The 16,233-nt window shown below is 64.8% G+C and carries 12 protein-coding genes; 11 read left to right on the top strand and 1 reads right to left on the bottom strand.

The window, feature by feature from the left end:
- The first annotated feature begins 2 nt into the window (after window positions 1-2).
- The 4 genes from C4S73_RS22510 to C4S73_RS22525 all read left to right on the top strand — a co-directional run bounded on the left by C4S73_RS22510 (window position 3) and on the right by C4S73_RS22525 (window position 5,591).
- Window positions 3-1,208, top strand: coding sequence for a mandelate racemase/muconate lactonizing enzyme family protein (locus C4S73_RS22510; protein WP_103874830.1), 1,206 nt, complete (start codon window positions 3-5; stop codon window positions 1,206-1,208).
- Between the two features lie 121 nt (window positions 1,209-1,329).
- On the top strand, window positions 1,330-2,097 hold the full coding sequence (locus C4S73_RS22515; protein ID WP_103874831.1) for a DeoR/GlpR family DNA-binding transcription regulator: 768 nt from the start codon (window positions 1,330-1,332) through the stop codon (window positions 2,095-2,097).
- 120 nt (window positions 2,098-2,217) lie between these two features.
- Window positions 2,218-4,716 (top strand): GcvT family protein, encoded by a 2,499-nt coding sequence (locus C4S73_RS22520; protein ID WP_103874832.1) that lies wholly within the window; start codon window positions 2,218-2,220, stop codon window positions 4,714-4,716.
- 140 nt (window positions 4,717-4,856) lie between these two features.
- On the top strand, window positions 4,857-5,591 hold the full coding sequence (locus C4S73_RS22525) for a metallophosphoesterase family protein (protein WP_103874833.1): 735 nt from the start codon (window positions 4,857-4,859) through the stop codon (window positions 5,589-5,591).
- Window positions 5,592-5,647: 56 nt separating this feature from the next.
- On the opposite strand, the gene C4S73_RS22530 is transcribed toward C4S73_RS22525, so the two are convergent.
- Entirely contained in the window at window positions 5,648-6,532 is an 885-nt protein-coding gene (locus tag C4S73_RS22530) for a LysR substrate-binding domain-containing protein (RefSeq protein ID WP_103874834.1), read from the bottom strand.
- Window positions 6,533-6,636: 104 nt separating this feature from the next.
- On the opposite strand from C4S73_RS22530, the gene C4S73_RS22535 reads away from it, so the two are divergent.
- The 7 genes from C4S73_RS22535 (at window position 6,637) to C4S73_RS22565 (ending at window position 16,175) form a co-directional block, all read left to right on the top strand.
- The gene (locus C4S73_RS22535) at window positions 6,637-7,782 is read left to right on the top strand and encodes a 2-aminoethylphosphonate--pyruvate transaminase (protein ID WP_103874835.1); all 1,146 of its coding nucleotides are present in this window, start codon (window positions 6,637-6,639) and stop codon (window positions 7,780-7,782) included.
- An 11-nt stretch (window positions 7,783-7,793) separates the two neighbouring features.
- On the top strand, window positions 7,794-9,047 hold the full coding sequence (gene phnA / locus C4S73_RS22540; RefSeq protein ID WP_103874836.1) for a phosphonoacetate hydrolase: 1,254 nt from the start codon (window positions 7,794-7,796) through the stop codon (window positions 9,045-9,047).
- Window positions 9,048-9,049: 2 nt separating this feature from the next.
- Window positions 9,050-10,501, top strand: coding sequence for a phosphonoacetaldehyde dehydrogenase (gene phnY / locus C4S73_RS22545; RefSeq protein ID WP_103874837.1), 1,452 nt, complete (start codon window positions 9,050-9,052; stop codon window positions 10,499-10,501).
- 85 nt (window positions 10,502-10,586) lie between these two features.
- On the top strand, window positions 10,587-11,606 hold the full coding sequence (locus tag C4S73_RS22550; protein ID WP_244595730.1) for a putative 2-aminoethylphosphonate ABC transporter substrate-binding protein: 1,020 nt from the start codon (window positions 10,587-10,589) through the stop codon (window positions 11,604-11,606).
- Window positions 11,607-11,748: 142 nt separating this feature from the next.
- Entirely contained in the window at window positions 11,749-12,849 is a 1,101-nt protein-coding gene (locus C4S73_RS22555; RefSeq protein ID WP_103874838.1) for a putative 2-aminoethylphosphonate ABC transporter ATP-binding protein, read from the top strand.
- Window positions 12,846-14,561 (top strand): putative 2-aminoethylphosphonate ABC transporter permease subunit, encoded by a 1,716-nt coding sequence (locus C4S73_RS22560; RefSeq protein ID WP_103874839.1) that lies wholly within the window; start codon window positions 12,846-12,848, stop codon window positions 14,559-14,561. The genes C4S73_RS22555 and C4S73_RS22560 overlap by 4 nt, the downstream gene beginning before the upstream one ends.
- Window positions 14,562-14,594: 33 nt before the next feature.
- Entirely contained in the window at window positions 14,595-16,175 is a 1,581-nt protein-coding gene (locus C4S73_RS22565; RefSeq protein WP_244595731.1) for a Na/Pi cotransporter family protein, read from the top strand.
- The last annotated feature ends 58 nt before the right edge of the window (window positions 16,176-16,233 follow it).

Consider the following 16,233-nt stretch of genomic DNA (forward strand, 5'->3'; position numbering starts at 1 on the left):
AAATGAAAATCACCGCCGTCGAAACGATCCGCCTGGCCGAATTCGGCAATATCATCTGGGTCCGCCTTCACACCGACCAGGGTCCCATCGGCCTCGGCGAGACCTTCATGGGGGCCGCCGCAGTCGAGGCCTACCTGCACGAAACCGTCGCGCCGAAGCTGCTCGGCACGGATCCGCTCCAGATCGAGGCGCGCAACGCAAGCCTGAACAACTATCTCGGCTGGCGCGGCTCGGGCGTCGAGACGCGCGGCAACTCCGCCGTCGACATCGCGCTCTGGGACATCTACGGCAAGGCGATCGGCCAGCCGGTCTCGATCGCGCTGGGCGGCAAGACGCGCGACACGATCCGCACCTACAACACCTGCGCGGGTTACAAATACATCCGCGATTCCCGCTCGCAATCGGTGGCCAATTGGCATGTCGGCGAGCAGGGCGGCCCCTATGAGGATCTCGAAGGCTTCCTCTACCGCGCCGACGAGCTCGCCCATTCCCTGCTTGAGCAGGGGATCACGGGCATGAAGATCTGGCCCTTCGACATTGCCGCCGAGCGCAGCGCCGGCTGGGACATCAGTCCGCAGGAGCTGAACACGGCGCTCGAGCCGTTCCGCAAGATCCGCAAGGCCGTCGGCGACAAGATCGACATCATGGTCGAGTTCCACTCGCTCTGGAGCCTGCCCATGGCCAAGAAGCTGGCCGAGCGGCTGGCCGAGTTCGACACCTACTGGCACGAGGACCCGTTCCGGCTCGACAATGTCCAGGACCTCGGCGAATACGCGCGCCATTCCAAGGCCTGGGTCTGCGCCTCCGAGACACTGGCCTACACCCACTCCTTCCGGGACTATCTCAGTTCTGGCGCCGCTGGCGTGGTGATGCTGGACCTGTCCTGGTGCGGCGGCCTTTCGGAGGCCCGCAAGATCGCCGGCATGGCGGAAGCCTGGCATACGCCGGTCGCGCCGCATGATTGCACCGGGCCCGTCGTCTACGCAGCCTCCTGCCATTTCTCGATGCACGCCCGCAACGCCCTGATCCAGGAATCCGTGCGCGCTTTCTACACCGGCTGGTACACCGAACTCGTCACAGAGCTGCCGAAGGTCGAGAACGGCATGATCACCGTCTCAGACGCGCCAGGCCTGGGAATCGAACTGCTGCCCGGGCTCGAGAAACGCGCGGACGCGATCGTCCGTTTCAGCCGCCTCTCCGACGGCTGAGGCTCCAGATACCCGCCTGCATTTCAGGCGGGCATCTGTTCACACTGGCGTTCCACGATCTCGGTCCCTTGCGGACCGTGATCGATTTTGTCTTCCCCTGGCTCTCGCGCTAGAAGGCGCCATGCCGCGCCCCATCGCCGTCCAACGACATCGCGACATCATGAGCCTGATCGAGGGAACGCGAGCGGTCAGCGTCGAGGCGCTGGCGCAGCGGTTCGACGTCTCGCATGAGACGATCCGGCGCGACCTTAAGGTGTTGGCCGGCCAGGGGCGCGTCGAGATCGTGCATGGCGGCGCGCTGATTCCTGATGCGGTCGAGCCGCCCTATTCCGAGCGCCAGCGGGCCAACGCTGCCGGCAAGGCCAGGATCGCAACGCTCGGCGCCGGGCTGATAGCCGATGGCATGGTGGTCCTGCTCGATTCCGGGACGACGACCCATGCGCTTGCCGGCGCGATCGCGGCGTCAGGCCGGAAGGGGCTGACGATCTGCACGACATCCCTGGCCAATGCACAGGTGCTGGTGCGCGCGGGCCATCGCGTCACCCTGTTCGGCGGAACTGTCGATCGCGATGACGAGGCGACGACCGGCATCGACGTGATCGAGGCGTTGGCCCGCTATAGCGTGGACTGCGCCTTTGTCGGTGTCGGCGGCATCGGCCTCGACGGCGTGATCACCGATTTCACCCGGGTTGCGGCGTTGCAGCGCGGAGCGATGCTGGCGGCGGCGCGGCAGGGTTACGTCGTGGCCGATCACGGCAAGCTCGGGCGTGTCTGCCCCGCGATCATCCCTCCCCCGGCGCGGTTTGGCTGGATTACGGACGCCGCGGTGGAACAGCCCGTAGTCGACAGCCTCGCTGCCGCGGGCGTGAACGCCATCCATGCGAGATAAGACCGGCTGGCCGCATGCCGGAGCTTTGTGGAGCGGCAACATAATGACCGAAAATGTGATATTTAATTTGAAAATGTGAGATTGCGGATTTAGCGTAGTGCTCTCGATGAGGATCTCGCAATGGCCCGCTCATTCCCAACTCACGCCCGCGTCGTCATTATCGGCGGCGGCATTGTCGGCTGCTCGGTTGCCTATCACCTGACCAAGCTCGGTTGGCCGGATGTCGTGCTGCTCGAACAGGGCCGCCTCTCCAGCGGCACGACCTGGCATGCCGCCGGTCTGGTCGGGCAGTTGCGCAGCCACTCCGGGATGACCCGGATGATCCGCAGATCGACCGAAATCTATGCCGGGCTCGAACAGGAAACCGGTCTCGCGACGGGCTGGAAGCAATGCGGCTCGCTATCGGTGGCCCGTACGCCCGAGCGCATGGTGCAGCTGCGCCGGACGATTTCAGCCGCACGCGCGCAAGGGGTGGCGATCGAGGAGCTCAGCCCGTCTCAGGCCGGCGAGAAATGGCCGCTCATGCGCACCGACGATCTCGAAGGCGCGGTCTGGCTGCCGGGAGACGGCAAGGCCAATCCCAGCGACATCACCCAGGCGCTGGCGCGCGGCGCGCGCACGGGCGGGGCTGCCATTTTCGAGAACACTCATGTCACCGGCATCGACGTTCACCAGGGCCGTGCGCGGGCCGTCGAGACCGACAAGGGCCGGATCGAGTGCGAGATCGTCTGCATCTGTGCCGGGCAATGGTCGCGCGAGGTCGGGCGGATGTGCGGCGTTACCGTCCCCCTCCATTCGGCGGAACATATGTACATCGTCACCGAAAAGATGGCGGGGGTGCATCCGGACCTGCCGGTGATGCGCGACCCCGACGGCTATATCTACTTCAAGGAGGAGGTCGGCGGCCTGGTGATGGGTGGCTTTGAGCCCAACGCCAAACCGTGGGGCATGAAAGGCATTCCGCGCGACTTCGCCTTCCAGCTTCTCCCCGATGATTGGGACCAGTTCGAGATCCTGATGGAGAACGCACTGATCCGCGTCCCCGCGCTGGAAAACACCCCGGTCAAGACCTTCGTCAATGGCCCCGAGAGCTTCACCCCCGACAACAACTTCATTCTCGGCGAAGCCCCGGAAACGCGCGGGGTCTTTGTCGGCGCGGGCTTCAACTCGGCCGGCATCGCCTCGGCCGGCGGGGCCGGGCAGGCGCTGGCCGAATGGATCGTCGCCGGCGAGCCGACGCAGGATCTCTGGCCCGTCGATATCCGCCGCTTCGCCGCGTTCAACGGCAATGGCGCCTGGCTGCATGACCGCATCAAGGAGACGCTCGGCCTGCACTACATGATGCCCTGGCCGAACCGCGAACTTGCAAGCGCCAGGCCGTTCCGGCGCTCTCCGCTCTATGACCGGCTCGCTGCCAAGGGCGCGGTCTTCGGCTCGAAAATGGGCTGGGAGCGACCGAACTACTTTGCCCGAACCCCGGACGAGCGCGAGATCGCCTACAGCTTCGGCAGGCAGAACTGGTTCGATGCCGTTGTCGCCGAGCAGCATGCCTGTCGCGAGAGCGTGGCCCTGTTCGACATGACGTCCTTTGCCAAGTTCAGGATCGAGGGCCCCGACGCCCTGGCGACGCTGCAGCATCTCTGCACCAACGACATCGACGTTCCCGTCGAGCGAACGGTCTATTCCGCTCTGGCCAATGCGCGCGGCGGCTATGAGAGCGACGTCACCGTAGCGCGGCTCGCCGACCAGACCTTCATGCTCGTGACCGGCTCCGGCCAGGCGACGCGGGATGCCGATTGGATGACCCGCAACATGCCGGCCGGTGCACGCGCCACCATCACGGACGTAACCGCGGGCCACTCCGTACTGGCGCTGATGGGACCGCGCTCGCGCGAACTTCTGGCATCGGTCTCCGATGCCGATTTCAGCGACGAGGCCTTTCCCTTCGGTGCGATCAAGCCGATCAGTCTGGGCTATGCGACATGCCTCGCCATGCGCCGTTCCTATGTCGGCGAACTCGGATACGAACTCTATGTCCCCGTCGAATTCGCCGCTGCCGTCTATGACAGGCTGAACACGAGCGGTGCCGCTTTCGGACTGCGCGATGCCGGCTATTACGCGATCGAGGCCCTCCGGCTCGAGAAGGGTTACCGCGCCTGGGGCCGCGAGCTGACTCCCGACTACAACCCTTACGAGGCCGGGCTCGGCTTTGCAGTCAAGCTCGACAAGGGTCCCTTCATCGGCAGCGAGGCCCTTGCGGCGGCGCGCGGCGCACCTCGGACCCGGCAACTGGTCAGCCTGCTCGCACGCGGCGAAACGCAGACGCTGGCCTGGGGCGGAGAGCTGATCGCCATCGATGGCAAGCCCGTTGGAGAAGTGACCTCGGCGGCTTACTCGGCCGCGCTGGGAGGGATCATTGCCCTGGGCTACATCAAACCCGGCTTTGCCTTCGATCAGATGTGGCTTGCCGCACAGGCCGTCACGCTTGATCTCGCGGGAGAAATCGTTTCGGCGCAGGCCTCTCTCAGGCCGTTCTTCGACCCCAAGAACGACCGCATTTTCGATCGGCGCCCGCCCGAACCCGCGCCCATGACAGCCCTCGCGATGCAAAACGCGTAAGACGCCCGGGCGCCTGCTTCTCCGGCTAATCGAGTTGTTGCAATGTCGGCGGCTTCCGGAGAACCTGATGATCATCTGCGCATCGCTCGCGATGCGCGCCGCCCCTCTCCTTCCATCCCGATTTGCCGGTGAAAGAAGTCATGCGCCTGGGTGTGATCGCGGATGTTCATGGCAATGCGCTGGCGCTCGAAGCCGTGCTCGACCGGATGGACCGGTTGAGCCTGGATATGACGGTCAATCTGGGCGACTGCGCCTCCGGCCCGCTCTGGCCTGCCGAGGCCACCAAAATCCTGCGCGACAGCGGGTTCCGGCATGTTCGCGGCAACCACGACCGCGCGATGGGAGCACAGACCGATACCGGTCTCGGGCTCTCGGATGCCTACGCCTGGCAATCACTCGACCAGGACGCGCGCCACTGGCTCAGCAGCCTGCCTTTCAGCCTCGTTCTGGACGGCGTTTCATGTTTCCACGCCACGCCCGCGAGCGATGAAACCTATCTGATGGAGACGGTTACAGGCGGCCGGCTTCAGCCGGCACCTCCTGTCGAGATTGCAAGCCGCTTGGGCGCTGCGACGGCCCGGCTGATCCTGTGCGGACACAGCCATCAGCCACGTTTGGCGCAGCTCGCCGATGGCACTGTCATCGTCAATCCCGGCAGCATCGGCTGCCCCGCCTATGACGACGCAACGACGCCCGCGCATGTCTCGGAATCGGGATCGCCACATGCGCGTTTCGCGGTCGTGACGATCCATGGCGGCGAGATCGCAGTCGAGCATCATGCCGTGACCTATGACTGGGCCCGCGCGGCGCAACGCGCAGCCGAGAACGGCCGCCCGGAATGGGCGCACGCGCTGCTGACCGGGACGGCGCTATAGCCCGATTCTTGACTTAGGCCCCCCGAGCTGGCCGGTGCTGTTTCTCACGGCGACGCTCAGGGATGCTCCTCGCCGAAGAGCCCTTGAACAACCTCGATGAAGGTCCGAACGAGCGGGATACGGCGCCGCTCCTCGCGGCAGGCGGCATATTCGCCGACGGAAAAATCGGCGCCGGTCACGACGAGGCGATGCAGGCCGTCATCAGGCTGGAATTCGTTGTCGAAGATGACACCGATGCCGAACCCGGCCGCGACGGCCTCGCGGACAGCCTCTCGCGTCTGAACCTCCAGGAGATTGGCCGGCTTGATGCCGGCTTCCGACAGGCGCTGCTCGAAGACCTCGCGCGTGATCGATCCGCGCTCGCGCAGCACCAGGTCCTGGCCGGCAAAGGCCTCGATCGGAACGGCGTCATGACGGGAGATCGGATGCGCTGCCGGCGCGAAGGCGACGAGGCGATCGGCCCTGAGCTTCACCGTATGCAGGCGCGGATCGGAGCTCTGCCGGGCGGTGATCGCGACATCGGCCGCGTAGTTCATCACCTGCTCGACGACCTGCGAGGAGTTGCCGATGGTCAGCGAGAAGGTCAGCCCGGGATAGCGCTCGCGAATGCGCGCCAGGGCGGCCATGACATGCCTGGCGCTGTCGGCCGCGACCCGCAGATGTCCGCGCATCAGGGTTCGCGTCCCCGCGAGCAAGGACTGCGCCTCGTCCTCGGCGGTGAAGAGCCGCGCCGTGATCACGAACAGGCTCTGGCCAAGCGGCGTCAGCTTCACCTGACGGCCGATGCGGTCGAACAGGCGCACGCCATAGGCGTCTTCCAGCCCCCGCACCTGCGCCGACAGCGTCGGCTGGCTGACATTGCGGGCTCTCGCCGCGCCCGTGAAACTTTCGGCCTGCGCGACGGCATGGAAAGCCGCAAGCCCGGAATAGCTGATCGCCATGTGCTATAGATCCTATCTATAGCTTCTATGGAAATGACGTATTTGTACTATGTCAAGCCGCGCCCTAGCGTCAGGCAACTGCTTCAGCGCAAGGCGAGATTTTCATGTCCCAGGCTCGAAACCCTGCCGTCTCAGAAACCGGCGATCCGCTGCTCCTGACGCCCGGTCCCTTGACCACCAGCAAGGCGGTCAAGCAGGCCATGGTGCATGATTGGGGTTCGCGCGATGCGACCTTCATCGCCATCAACCGGGCGGTGATGGAAGAGCTTCCCAAGATCATTCATGGCGAGGCCGATTTCGTCACCGTGCCGATGCAGGGCTCCGGCACTTTCGCCGTCGAAGCCATGCTCACGACCTTCGTGCCGCGCGGCAGCAAGATCCTCGTCCTGATCAACGGCGCCTATGGCCAGCGTGCGAAACGCATCCTGGAAATCGCAGGCCGCGAGCCCGTCATCCACGAAACAGCGGAAGACACGCCTCCGGACCTGACCGAGGTCGAAAAGCTGCTGGTCGCCGACCCCGCGATCGGCCACGTCTTCGCGGTCCATTGCGAGACGACCAGCGGTATCCGCAACCCGATCGAAGCCATTGCCGGGCTGGTGAAGCGCCATGGCCGGCGATTGCTGATCGACTCGATGAGCGCCTTCGGCGCGCTGCCGCTCGACAGCCGCGAAACCTATTTCGACGCTGTCGCGGCTTCCTCCAACAAGTGCATTCAGGGCGTGCCGGGTCTGGGCTTCGTGATCGCCCGCAAGAGCGCCCTGGCCGAGACCAAGGGCAATGCCACGACGCTGGTGCTCGACCTGCACGACCAGCACGCCGTTTTCGAGCGCACCGGCCAGTATCGCTTCACCCCGCCGATCCATGTCATCGTCGCCTTCCACCAGGCGCTGCAGGAATTCTGGGCCGAGGGCGGCGTTTCGGGCCGTGGCGAGCGCTACAGCGATAATGCGCGCATCCTGATCGAAGGCATGGAAGAACTCGGCTTCCGCACGCTGCTGCCGGCCGCGCGGCAGGCGCCGATCATCATCACCTTCCACATGCCGCAGGACAAGAATTTCGTCTTCCAGCGCTTCTACGACGCGCTCAAGGACAGCGGCTACGTGATCTATCCCGGCAAGCTCACCGTGGCCGACAGCTTCCGCATCGGCTGCATCGGCGCTCTCGACGCCCAGAACATGCGCAGCTTCGTTGCGACCGTTTCCGACGTGCTGGCGCAGATGGGCGTTGGCCTGAAATCGGCCGCGTGAGGAGAGACATCATGAACATACGTGCCGCCATTGGTTCTGACGTTGTCGCGAACGGTCGGTCTTATCGTCGTCCTTCGCGGCCTGTGGTCGTGATCTGCGTCGATGGCTCGGAACCTGGCTATATAGAGCAGGCGATCGCGGCGGGGCTTGCGCCTAATCTCGACCGGCTGATGAAGACGGGCGCCAACACCACGGCGCTCTCGGTGATCCCGAGCTTCACCAATCCCAACAATCTCTCGATCATCACCGGCCGGCCGCCGGCCGTGCATGGCATCGCCGGCAACTTCTTCTACGATCGCGAGGCGAAGGAAGAGGTGATGATGAACGATGCCCGCTTCCTGCGCGCGCCGACGATCCTCGCCGAATTCCAGAAAGCCGGCCTCAAGGTCGCGATGGTGACCGCCAAGGACAAGCTCAGGACGCTTCTGGGCAAGGGGCTCGACTTCACCAGCGGCACCGCGATCGCCTTTTCCTCGGAGAAGGCCGACCAGGCGGATCTGGCGCAAAACGGCATCGAGAACGTGCTCGATTTCGTCGGGCAGCCGCTGCCGTCGGTCTATTCGGCCGATCTCTCGGAGTTCGTCTTCGCGGCCGGCGTCAAGCTTTTGCAGAGCTTCCGGCCCGATGTGATGTATCTCTCGACCACCGATTACGTGCAGCACAAGGCCGCGCCGGGCTCAGCCACGGCCAACGCCTTCTACGCGATGTTCGACGCTTACGTAGGGCAGCTCGACGCCGCCGGCTGCACGCTCGTCATCACCGCCGACCACGGCATGAACGACAAGCATCTCGCCAATGGCGAGCCCGATGTGATCTATCTGCAGACGCTGATGGACGATTGGTACGGCGTCGGCACGATGCGGGTGATCCTGCCGATCACCGACCCTTATGTCGTGCATCACGGCGCGCTCGGCTCCTTTGCCACGATCTATCTGCCCGATGGCATCAGCCAGCAGGAGGTCGCCGGCCGCATCGCGGGGCTCGACGGCATCGAGGTCGCCCTGACCTCGCCGCAGGCCTGCGAGCGCTTCGAGCTGCCCGCCGACCGGATCGGCGATGTCGTCGTCGTCTCGACCCGCCACAAGGTTCTGGGCACCTTAGCCGAGAAGCACGATCTGTCGGGCCTGACCGAGCCGCTGCGCTCGCATGGCGGGCTGACCGAGCAGGTCGTGCCGATGATCGCCAATGGCGCGATTGCCGTGCCCGACGGCCGGACCTTGCGCAATTTCGACGTCTTCGACGTCGCCCTCAACCTGGTGCGCTGATCATGACCGTCAACATCAAGCCGCCGGTGCGCCGCGAAGCGATGCGGATCGCCGGCAAGCTCGTCTCGACCGACGACATGCTGGAGGTGCGCAACCCCTATGACAACACGGTCGTCGGCCTGATCCCGGCGGCGCGGCCCGAACATGTCCGCGACGCCTTCGCCAAGGCCAAGGCGTTCAAGCCGAAGCTGACCCGCTACGAGCGCCAGCAGATCCTGCAGAAGACGGCCGAACTGCTGCGCGACCGCAAGGACGAGTTCGCCCGGCTGATCACGGCGGAAGCCGGGCTGTGCTGGAAGGATTCGCTCTATGAGGCGAGCCGCGCCTATGACGTCTGGTCCTTTGCCGCCCAGCTCACCATCAAGGACGATGGCGAGATGTTCGCCTGCGACATCTCGCCCAACGGCAAGGCGCGCAAGATCTTCACGACGCGCCAGCCGCTGCTCGGCGTGATCTCGGCGATCACCCCGTTCAACCACCCGCTCAACATGGTCAGCCACAAGCTGGCGCCGGCGATCGCGACCAATAACCGCCTCGTGCTGAAACCCACCGAGCTGACGCCGCTGACCGCGCTGGCGCTTGCCGACGTGCTCTACGAGGCCGGCCTGCCGCCCGAGATGCTCTCGGTCGTCACCGGCAATCCCTCGACCATGGGCGATGCGATGATCACCGATCCCGATGCCGATCTGGTGACCTTCACCGGCTCGGTCAGGGTCGGCAAGCACATCGCCAATACCGCCGGCTACAAGCGCATCGTGCTCGAACTCGGCGGCAACGATCCGCTGATCGTGATGGAGGATGCCGATCTCGACAAGGCGGCCGAGCTCGCCGTCACCGGCGCGACCAAGAACTCCGGCCAGCGCTGCACCGCGGTCAAGCGCATCCTGGTCGTCGAGAGCGTCGCCGATGCGTTCTCGAAGCTCGTGGTCGAGAAGGCCCGCAAGCTCAAGTGCGGCGACCCGATGGACCCTGAGACCGATGTCGGCACGGTCATCAACGAGCGCTCGGCACAGCTGTTCGAGGCCCGGGTCGAGGATGCGGTGAGACATGGCGCCCGGGTGCTGCACGGCGCCCCACGCCAGGGCGCGCTGTTCCACCCGACCGTGGTCGACCACGTGCCCTATGATTGCGAGCTGGTGCATGAGGAGACCTTTGGCCCGGTGATCCCGATCGTGCGCTGCCCCAACGACATCGCCGCGGTCATCGCCATCTCGAACTCGACCGCCTACGGCCTGTCCTCGGGCATCTGCACCAACCGGATGGACTATGCCAGCCGCTTCGTCGCCGAGCTCGAGGTCGGCACCGTCAACATCTGGGAAGTCCCGGGCTACCGCATCGAAATGTCGCCCTTCGGCGGCATCAAGGATTCCGGCCTCGGCTACAAGGAAGGCGTCGTCGAAGCCATGAAAAGCTTCACAAACGTCAAGACATGGTCCCAGCCGTGGACTGCGTGAAACGGCGCAGCGCCTGAAAAAACCAAGAAAATTCGGGGATGAGGCGCCTGCTGTATCAAACCATTCAATAATAGGGGATGAGAATATGAAGAGCTGGTTTACCTCCTGCGTTTTCGGCGCCATTGCTTTGGTGGCACCGACGATGGCCATGGCACAGAAGACCAAGGTTACGATCTATACAGCGCTGGAGAATGACCAGCTCGGCCCCTTCAAGCAGTCGATCGAGAAGGCGGTCCCCGAGGCGGAGGTCGTCTGGGTCCGCGACTCCACGGGCGTGATCACGGCCCGCTTCCTTGCCGAAAAGGACAATCCCCGGGCCGATATGGTGATGGGACTGGCGGCCTCGAGCCTGCTGATGTTCGAAAAGGCCGGCTTGCTGGAGACGTACAAGCCAGCTGGCGTAGACAAGCTCAAGGAGGTCTTTCGCGACCCCAAGGAGCCCTATACCTGGACCGGCATGGACGCCTATCTCGGGGTCGTCTGCTTCAACACCGCTGAAGCGAAAGGCGTCGCCGTCCCCTCGAGCTGGAAGGACCTGCTCAACCCCGCGCTTCAGGGCAAGATCGTGATGCCGCATCCGGCCTCGTCGGGAACCGGCTATCTCATGGTCGCGGGCTGGCTCCAGAGCATGGGCGAGACCGAAGGCTGGAAGTTCATGGACGGGCTGCACCAGAATATCGCGGCCTATCTGCACTCCGGCTCCGCACCTTGCGTGCAGGCGGCGCGCGGCGAGCGCGTCGTGGGCCTCGCCCTCGACATGCGTGGCGCCTCCGAGAAGGCCAAGGGCGCACCCATCGAGGTCATCGTACCCAAGGAGGGCGTCGGCTGGGAGATGGAAGCGAGCGCCATCGTCAAGGGCACCAAGAACCTGGCGCTCTCCAAGAAGATCGCCGATTGGGGCGTCACCGAGGAGGCCAACAAGCTTTACTCCCAGACCTATGCGATCGTCGCCTCGCCGAACGTCAAGAATACCCCGCCGAATTATCCCGCAGGTGCGGAAGCCGGCATGATCAAGAACGACCTGTCCTGGATGGCCGATAATCGCGACCGCGTCCTGGCCGAATGGTCCAAGCGCTACGAGTCCAAGGCGGCTCCGAAGAACTGAGATGAGGCACCCCGGATCACGGGGTTAGCTACGCCCGGCCTGCCACTTGCAAGGCAGGCCGGTCCCTCTTCGGAAAGCCCGCGGAACGCAAGTCCACGGCGCCGAGTCTCCACGCCCCACGCTCATCAGCGAAAGGCCGGCCATGTCGTCGAAGCAGCCCAACCATCCGTCGCTTCTCACCGTCCGCAATCTCAACAAGAGCTTCGGAACGTTTCGCGCGCTGCGCGACGTCGATCTGGACGTCAAGCACGGCGAGTTCGTGTGTTTCCTCGGCCCGTCGGGCTGCGGCAAGACCACCCTGCTGCGCGCCATCGCCGGGCTCGACCTGCAGGATGGCGGCACGATCCATCTCGGCGGCCGCGATGTTACGCGCGCCCCCCCGTCGGAACGCGATTTCGGCATCGTCTTTCAATCCTATGCGTTGTTCCCGAACCTCACGGTCGCGAAGAATGTCGGCTACGGGCTGGTCAATCGCCGCATGCCGTCGCGCGACATCGCCAAGCGGGTTGCCGAGTTGCTGGCCATGGTCGGCCTGCCGGAACAGGGCGACAAGTTCCCGATCCAGTTGTCGGGCGGCCAGCAGCAGCGTGTCGCCCTGGCCCGGGCGCTTGCGACATCGCCCGGCCTGCTCCTGCTCGACGAGCCCTTGTCTGCGCTCGATGCCAAGGTCCGCGTTCGCCTGCGCGACGAGATCCGGGCGCTGCAGCAGCGGCTTGGCGTCACCACCATCATGGTCACCCACGACCAGGAGGAGGCGCTGGCGATGGCAGATCGCATCGTGGTGATGAACCAGGGCGTGATCGAGCAGGTCGGAACGCCCGAAGAGATCTATCGCCGTCCCGAAACCCCGTTCGTCGCGGATTTTGTCGGCCACATGACCTTCCTCGACGCTGTGGTCACCGGTCCCAATAGCGTTCGCGTCGGCGCGCTCGACCTGATCGTCGCCGAGCCCTCGGCGGCGGCGATCGGCACGGCTGTCCGCCTCGCCATGCGGCCGGAAGAGGTGCGGACGCGTTCGATCACTCTGGATACGCCAAACCGTTTCGAGGCTCGGATCGGCGAGCTATCGTTCCTCGGCTCCTTTTGCCGCGCCAGGCTCGAGCCGGTCGGGTCCAGCGGCACCAGCATCGCAGCTGATTTCTCGGCCAATGCCATGCGTGATCTGTCGATCACGGCTGGCGAGACCCTTCCGGTCGCCTTTCCGCCGGAAGCGCTGCGCGTCTTCCAGGAGGTGGGTCGGTGAGCACAGCGGTTCAGCGCGTGTCCGTGGCGACGAGTTCCTTCGCCGAGAAGCGCCTCGTGGTCGGCGAGCGCCATGTCGCCGGCGCACTGATCATCGCGCTCTGCCTCGTCCTGGTGCTGATCATCGCCCTGCCGCTCTGGGCGCTGCTCTCGAAGAGCCTGGAGAGCAGCGACGGGCACTTTGTCGGACTGGCCAATTTCGTCACCTATGCGACGACGCCGACGCTCGTCTCGTCGCTGTTCAACAGCCTGACGATTGCGAGCATCACGACGGTGATCGTGATCCCGCTCGCCTTCTTCTACGCCTATGCCCTTCGCCGCAGCTGCATTCCGTGGAAGGGCGCGTTCTACGCGGCCGCGCTCGTGCCGGTCTTCGCACCGTCGCTGCTGTCGGGCCTCGCGCTGATCTATGTTTTCGGCAATCAGGGATTGCTCAAATCCTGGATGATGGGAGCTCCGCTCTACGGGCCGATCGGGATCGTCGTGGCGGAATCGCTCTACGCCTTTCCCCATGCGGTGCTGATCCTCGTGACGGCGCTCGCCTTGTCGGATGGGCGGTTGCGGGAGGCGGCCGAAGCGCTTGGCACCACCAGGCGCCGGATGTTCTGGACCATCACCCTGCCGGGCGCGCGCTATGGCCTGATCAGCGCCGGCTTCGTCGTCTTCACGCTTGTCATCACCGATTTCGGCATTCCAAAGGTGATCGGCGGCCAGTTCAGCGTGCTCGCGACCGACGCCTATCGGCAAGTGGTCGGCCAGCAGAACTTTCCAATGGGCGCCGTCGTCGGCATCATCCTGCTCGTTCCGGCTGTCGTTGCCTATTTCGTCGACCGCGCGGTCCAGCGGCGGCAGACCGCCCTGCTCTCGGCGCGCGCCGTTCCCTATGTGCCGCAGCCCGAGCGCAAGCGCGACCTCGCGCTCCTGACGCTTGCCATGGCGATCGGAGGTACGATCATCGCGATCTACGGCACGGCGGTCTGGGGTTCCTTCGTCCGTTACTGGCCCTACAACCTGTCGCTGACCCTCAAGAACTACGATTTCTCTGCGGTCGAGCCGAGCGGCTGGGAACCTTACTGGACGTCGCTGCAACTCGCCTTCCTGACGGCGACGATCGGCACGGCACTGATCTTCACCGGCGCCTACCTGATCGAGAAGCTCAAATTCTTTCCGGTCCTGCGCGGTTTCGCACAATTTCTGGCGATGCTGCCCATGGCGGTTCCGGGTCTCGTGCTTGGCCTTGGCTACGTGTTTTTCTTCAACGCCTCGTGGAACCCGCTCGGCCTGTTCTACGGAACGCTGACGATCCTCGTCGTCAACACGATCGCCCATTTCTACACGGTCGGGCATATCACCGCGCTGACGAGCCTGAAGCAGATCGACCGCGAGTTCGAAACCGTCTCGGCCTCGCTCCAGGTTCCGTTCTGGTCGACATTCCGTCGGGTGACCGTGCCGATCTGCCTGCCGGCGATTCTCGACATCGCGGTCTACATCTTCGTGAACGCGCTCACGACCGTCTCTGCCGTCATCTTCCTCTATGGCGCCGACACCAAGCTGGCCTCGATCGCGATCGTCCATATGGACGAGGCCGGCGCCGTGGCATCGGCCGCGGGCATGGCGACGGTGATCATGCTGACCGCGATCAGCGTGAAGCTTCTGCATCTCTTCCTGGACCGAATGGTGCTCGGCCGCTTGCAGCGTTGGCGCTACCGCTGAGCGGTCGTGCCGGCGAGCTGACGGTCCGTCGAGATGAGCCCCACCTCCGCCACGCATACCCTGCTGACGCTGGCAGGCGAGGTCGCCCTGCTGCTGTGGAGCATTCAGGTCGTCACAGCCGCCGTGACGCGTGCTTTCGGCAGTCGCCTGCGCCATCTTCTGGCGACCGGACTTGCCAGTCGCTGGCGCGCATTTTCGGCCGGGCTGCTCGTGACAACGGGACTGCAATCGAGCACGGCAACGGCGATGATGATCTCGTCGCTGTCGGGAGCCGGGGCTGTGGCGCTCGTCCCGGCGCTCGCGATGATGCTTGGTGCCAATATCGGGACGACCCTGATCGTGCAGATCATGACGTTCGATTTCAGCTACGTGGTGCCGCTGTTCCTGCTGGTCGGCCTGACGACGATCAAGCGCGGGCGCAGCCTGCTACTGCGCGAGTGCGGTCAAGCCGCCATGGGTCTCGGGCTCATGCTGCTGACGCTTCACTTGCTGCAAGCGACGATGCGTCCCGTCGAGCATTCCGAGATCCTGCGCTCGCTGCTGGCTTCGCTGTCGCAGGACAGCCTGATGACGCTGCTGCTTGCCGCCCTGCTGGCCTGGGCGGCCCATTCCTCGGTTGCGGCGATCCTGTTCGTCATGTCCCTTGCCGGAGCAGGCGTCATCGGGATCGAGACAACGCTGACGATGGTCCTCGGCTGTAATCTCGGCAGCGCGCTCAACCCGTGCCTACAAGCCTTCGGCCGCGAACCGGCTGCGCAAAGAGCGCCGCTGGGCAATCTCGCGAACCGCCTGCTCGGTTGCGTCATCGGCTTGATGCTCCTGCCGCTTCTCGCGGCCGCATTCGGCAAGTCTGGCCTGCGGCCATCGGAGGTCGCCGCCACCTTTCACCTGCTGTTCAACATCGTGATGGCGGCTCTGTTTCTCGGCGCCCTGCCCTGGCTCGCCGCCCTGTTGAAGCGCCTGCTTCCGGAGCAGGCCGACGCGGCCGATCCCTCGCAGCCTCGCTATCTCGACGAAGCCGCGCTCAAGACCCCTGCGCTTGCACTTGCAAACGCCTCACGCGAGGTGTTGCGCATGGCCGATGTCGTCGAGGAGATGCTGCATGGTTCGCAGGCGGCCTTCGGCCTGGACGACGCTCACAAGGTTGCCGAAACGTGCCGCGCCGACGACGTGCTCGACGCGCTCTACAACCGCATTCAGCTCTATGTCGGAGCGATCGACCATAGGGCGCTCGACGATGGCGAGAGGCAGCGGCTGATGAGCGTGCTCGCCTTGGCGATCAACCTCGAGCACATCGGCGACATCGTCGATAAGAACCTCATGGAGATGGCGGCCAAACGCATCAAGGACCAGCGGCGGCTGCCGGAAACGGCCCTGCGACGGATCGAGGACATGCATGAAAGCCTGTGCGCGCATCTGCGGCTCGCCATCGCGGTGTTCATCTCGGGCGATGAAGATGCGGCGATGCGCCTGGTCCGCGAGAAGGAGATGTTCCGCGAACTCGAACGAGAGGCCACCCTTCGGCATGTCGACGAAATGCGCTCCGGCCGACCCGAGCGGATCATCGTCAGCGCCTTCCAGCTCGACGTCACCCGCGATCTCAAGCGGATCTAGGGGCATATCGCGGCAACCGTGCACGACCTGCTGGAGCGCAACGGCGTTCTGAGACCAA

It is taken from the genome of Allobosea lathyri, from assembly GCF_900108245.1.
GTDB lineage: Bacteria > Pseudomonadota > Alphaproteobacteria > Rhizobiales > Beijerinckiaceae > Allobosea > Allobosea lathyri.

What these genes read in the sequence shown, in the direction of transcription:
- C4S73_RS22510 (WP_103874830.1), top strand. Translation starts at nt 3, where the DNA reads ATGAAAATCACCGCCGTCGAAACGATCCGCCTGGCCGAATTCGGCAAT.
- C4S73_RS22515 (WP_103874831.1), top strand. Translation starts at nt 1,330, where the DNA reads ATGCCGCGCCCCATCGCCGTCCAACGACATCGCGACATCATGAGCCTG.
- C4S73_RS22520 (WP_103874832.1), top strand. Translation starts at nt 2,218, where the DNA reads ATGGCCCGCTCATTCCCAACTCACGCCCGCGTCGTCATTATCGGCGGC.
- C4S73_RS22525 (WP_103874833.1), top strand. Translation starts at nt 4,857, where the DNA reads ATGCGCCTGGGTGTGATCGCGGATGTTCATGGCAATGCGCTGGCGCTC.
- C4S73_RS22530 (WP_103874834.1), bottom strand. Translation starts at nt 6,532, where the DNA reads ATGGCGATCAGCTATTCCGGGCTTGCGGCTTTCCATGCCGTCGCGCAG.
- C4S73_RS22535 (WP_103874835.1), top strand. Translation starts at nt 6,637, where the DNA reads ATGTCCCAGGCTCGAAACCCTGCCGTCTCAGAAACCGGCGATCCGCTG.
- phnA (WP_103874836.1), top strand. Translation starts at nt 7,794, where the DNA reads ATGAACATACGTGCCGCCATTGGTTCTGACGTTGTCGCGAACGGTCGG.
- phnY (WP_103874837.1), top strand. Translation starts at nt 9,050, where the DNA reads ATGACCGTCAACATCAAGCCGCCGGTGCGCCGCGAAGCGATGCGGATC.
- C4S73_RS22550 (WP_244595730.1), top strand. Translation starts at nt 10,587, where the DNA reads ATGAAGAGCTGGTTTACCTCCTGCGTTTTCGGCGCCATTGCTTTGGTG.
- C4S73_RS22555 (WP_103874838.1), top strand. Translation starts at nt 11,749, where the DNA reads ATGTCGTCGAAGCAGCCCAACCATCCGTCGCTTCTCACCGTCCGCAAT.
- C4S73_RS22565 (WP_244595731.1), top strand. Translation starts at nt 14,595, where the DNA reads ATGAGCCCCACCTCCGCCACGCATACCCTGCTGACGCTGGCAGGCGAG.